A 4,137-nucleotide genomic window follows, 5' to 3' on the forward strand; every position below is an offset into this window, starting at 1 on the left:
GGCGGTCTTTGCGAGATTCGTTGTCGTGGCCATAGAAAGCTCTTAGCTCTTAGCTTTTAGCTCTTAGCTTATGCTGCTCTGACCCTCTGAATCAGTGACGTGAGCATTCGCCTAACCTCGGCTAAGTTCACTGAGAGCCGATCGTAATCGGCTGGTCTGAGCAACGCGAGGTCTTTCGCCAAGAGCAGATGGTAGTCCAGTTCGCTGGCGGACCCCATGGCGATCTGGAGGAAGCGGCCCATCTCGGGATCGCTGAGGCGGCCGCATCCCTCGGCCAAGTTCGCTCCGATCGAGCAAGATGCACGGCGGATCTGTGAAGTCAGACCATAAAGCTCGTTTTGTGGGAACGATCTGGTCGTCCGGTACAAGTCCAGTGTGAGCCGGTGTGCTTTTTCCCAAACCTTCAAGTCCTTGAAGTTTCTCATCATTCCTCCTCAGCCCGCCCCACCCGACCCAAGCTAAGAGCTAAAGGCTAAAAGCTAAAGGCTAAGAGCCAGCCATCGCGCTCTCGACCCTCATGCTGGCCAGCTTCCTAAGGATCGCGTCCGTCATCTGCGTCGTCGAGGCGGCTCCCAGGGCGATCGACCTCGCGCCTCCCGGAATGCGCATCATGTCGTAGGTCCGGACGTTGCCTTCCTGGATGACGGCGGCGATGGCGGCGCGCACGCGCTCCGCCTTCTCGTGCTCGCCCACGTGGTCGAGCAGCATGGCCGCCGAGAGGATCATGGCGATGGGGTTCACGATGGGCGGGTCCAGTTCGGCGTACTTGGGAGCGGAGCCATGGGTGGGCTCGAAGACCGCGACCTCTTCGCCGATGTTGCCGCTGGCGGCGAAGCCCAGCCCGCCCACCAGCCCGGCGAAGGCGTCGGAGATCACGTCGCCGAAGAGATTCGACGCCACCACCACGCCGTAGTCCTCCGGATTCTTGGTCAGCCACATGGTCTGGGCGTCGATGTTGGTGGACCACAGCGGGATGCCGGGGAACTCGCGGGCGACCTCTTTGGCCACCTCTTCCATCATGCCGCTGGTCTCGCGCAGCACGTTGGGCTTCTCGCAGATGGTGACCGACTTGTAGCCGAAGCGCTGGGCGTGCCCGAAGGCGGCGCGGCAGATGCGGCGCGCGGCAGCGCGCGTGATCACCCGCACTGAGACCGCCAGGTCCTCGCCCTTCACCCCGGCGAAGGGCTTGAACTTGGGGTGCGAGGCCAGGGCCGCGCGCACCGGCGGCGGCGGGTCGGTCCATTCCACCCCGCAGTACAGGCCCTCGGTGTTCTGGCGGAAGACCACCACGTTGACCTGGGGCTCTTCGAAGCCGCCGCCTGGCTTCTTGCGGATGAAGTTCAGCGGATTGCCGGGAAAGCCGATGCAGGGGCGCACGCAGATGTCCAAGCCGAAGCGCTGCCGCATGGTGACGATGGGGCTGTAGTAGGTGAAGCCCTGGCCGCGCAGCGTCGGGCTGACCTCGGCGTCGGCCTCCTTCTTGGGCTTGGAGGTGATGGCGCCGAAGAGGCCGAGCTTGTGCTTCTCCAGCAGCGCGATGGTGCGGTCGGGCAGGGCATTGCCCTCACTTTTCCAGAACTCCCAGCCGATGTCGCCGTGGACGTAGTCGGCTTCGAAGCCGACCGCTTTCAGCACGCGCAGCGCCTCGGGCAGCACCTGGTTGCCGATGCCGTCCCCGGGCATGGTCACGATGGTAGGACGAGCCATGATTCCACTCCGAATTGATGGTTGAAGATTTCAGATTGCAGATTGTGTGCGCCGTCGCGATCAAATCTGCAATCTTCAATCTAAAATCTGCAATCTCTTCGTCACCAGCTTCTCCACACCCCCAGCGATGACCAGGGCCTGCGGCACGCTGCCCAGCGGCGGAAAGCGGAACTCCTCGCCACGGTAGCGGACGGTGCCGCTAGTGAAGTCAATCTCAATCTCATCGTCGGGGATGAGCGTCTTCTCTTCTGGGCCGGCGGCCAGCAGCGCGCGCAACCGTCGCACCAGCGCCGGCAACTCCACACACAGGAATCCATTGTTGAAGGCGTTGCGCAGGTAGGTCTGTGAGAAGCTGCCCGCGATGACCAGCGGGATGCCCTTGGCCTGGAGCGCGGTGACCGCCTGCTCGCGGCTGGAGCCGGTGCCGAAGTTGAAGCCGCCCACCACCACGTCACCCGCCTGCGCGCGCGCCGCGAATTGGGGATCGTAGTTGGCCATCACCACCTCGACCATCTTCTCGCGCGTCATGTCGTCGCGGTAGGTGTAGTCCTTGCCGTAGATGCCGTCGGTGTTCAGATCGTCCTGGGGCAGGAAGATCAGGCGCCCGCGGATCTTCTTCGGGAAGCCGGGGAGGATCTCGACGGTCTCGATCTCTGCCCGCGTCTCCAGCTCAACATAACTCCGCTCCAGCTCGCGGCACACCGCCGGCTCCGGCCCGCAGATGTAGCCTGCCGCAGCCGAAGCCGCGACCACCGCCGGGCTGGCTAGGTAGCAACGTGCCTCGCGCGAGCCCATGCGTCCCTTGAAGTTGCGGTTGGTGGCGGAGACGCCGACCTCGCCCGGCTCGAGCAGCCCCACGCCCAGCCCGATGCACGGCCCGCAGCCCGCGGGCAAGGGCACCGCGCCCGCGGAGACCAGCTTCTGCCAGACGCCCCGGCGCTCGGCTTCCTCTTGTACCCAGCGGCTGGCCGCGCCCAGGTAAAGCTTCACGCCGGGCGCGACCTTCTTGCCATCGAGTGCGGAGGCGGCGGCTTCCAGGTCTTCCATCCGCGAGTTCACGCAGGAGAGCAGGTAGGCCTTCTGGATGGCGACGTGCTTCTGCTCGATCTGGGCCATTGGCTGCATCACCTGCACCGTGTCCGGCCCGGAGACGTGAGGCGTCACCTGCGCGAGATCGAGCGCGATGCGCGCGGCGTAGATGGCATCGCGGTCGGGCGCGGGCGGATTCGCCGTCGACCGCGCCAGATCTTTCTCCGTGATGCGCTCCACGCCCTCGCGTGCCAGCGCCTCGCGCCGCTGCCGCAGCCATGCCAGCGTGACCGCGTCCGCCGGGAACCAGCCCACCAACGCTCCCCACTCGGTGGACATGTTGGCGATGGTCAGGCGCGCCTCCATGGAGAGCGAGGCCACGCCCGGCCCGGCGAACTCCACCGCCGCGTTCAGCACTTCTTCGCTATAGAGGCCGCAGAGCGCGATGATCACGTCCTTGCCGGTCGCGCCTGCGGGCAGCCGGCCTTCGAGCACGACTTGCACCGTGCGCGGGATCTGCCACCAGAAGTCGCCGGTGGCCCAGATGGCGGCGGCGTCGGTGCGCACCACCGGCGTGCCCAGGGCGCCCAGCGCGCCGTACATGTTGGAGTGCGAGTCCGAGGCCACCACCAGTGCGCCCGGATGCACATAGCCGCGCTCCACCATGATCTGGTGGCCGATGCCCAAGCCGGCAGGATAGAAATCGATGCCGTGCTGGCGGGCGAAGGCTTCGATCGAACGATACTTGGCGAGGTTGGCGTCGTCTTTATTCTGGATGTCGTGGTCCAGGGCGAAGACGGGCTGGCGGGGATCGTGGATCTTGGCGGCGCCGATGGCCTGGAACTTCTTCATCACCGCCGAGGTGTTGTCGTGGGTCATGACGTGGCGGGGGCGCAGGGAGACGAAGTCGCCCGCGCGCAGCGGCCGCTTCGGCCCCTCCGCCAGGTGCGCCTGCGCGATCTTCTCGACCACCGTTTGAGCCATTCGTCACGCTTCCGCTGTGAGCATGTGCATTAGGTCACTCACGGAACCTTGCTTCTCGAGCTTCCACACCGCCTCGATCACCTGGCGCTGGCGCGCCGGCGTCAGCACGCCCGCGGCCAATGCCGCGAACTTCTCCTCCACTTCCTTGTCAGAGAGCGGGTTGCGCGGATCGCCCTTGGGATAGTCGAGCTGCTTGGTGAGCTCGCGACCATCCGTGGTGCAGATCGTGACCACCACCCGCTGCAGCGCGGGGAAGACCTTCTCGATCTCGGGATCGGCGACCACCTTCACCTTCTTGAGTTGCGCGCGGATGCCCGCGTCCATGATCTTCTCCGGAGTGAACTGCAGGGGCGTGACCTGGCGGTCCACCAGCGCCGCCGCGATCACGTAGGGCAGGGAATGGTCGGCGGTCTCCTT

General features: G+C 65.5%; 4 protein-coding genes. All 4 read right to left on the bottom strand.

The window, feature by feature from the left end; translation table 11 throughout:
• Window positions 1-68: 68 nt before the first annotated feature.
• A complete protein-coding gene (locus tag VEG08_01025) occupies window positions 69-428 on the bottom strand; it encodes a four helix bundle protein (protein ID HXZ26560.1) in 360 nt (119 codons plus the stop codon).
• A gap of 58 nt (window positions 429-486) precedes the next feature.
• On the bottom strand, window positions 487-1,707 hold the full coding sequence (locus VEG08_01030; protein ID HXZ26561.1) for an isocitrate/isopropylmalate family dehydrogenase: 1,221 nt from the start codon (window positions 1,705-1,707) through the stop codon (window positions 487-489).
• A gap of 75 nt (window positions 1,708-1,782) precedes the next feature.
• On the bottom strand, window positions 1,783-3,720 hold the full coding sequence (gene lysF, locus VEG08_01035; protein ID HXZ26562.1) for a homoaconitase: 1,938 nt from the start codon (window positions 3,718-3,720) through the stop codon (window positions 1,783-1,785).
• Window positions 3,721-3,723: 3 nt separating this feature from the next.
• Window positions 3,724-4,137 (bottom strand): MmgE/PrpD family protein (locus VEG08_01040; GenBank protein ID HXZ26563.1); only part of this gene is annotated, 414 nt, incomplete at its 5' end.

The sequence above is a fragment of the Terriglobales bacterium genome (assembly GCA_035624475.1).
In the GTDB taxonomy this organism is placed as follows: Bacteria; Acidobacteriota; Terriglobia; order Terriglobales; family Acidobacteriaceae; genus DASPRL01.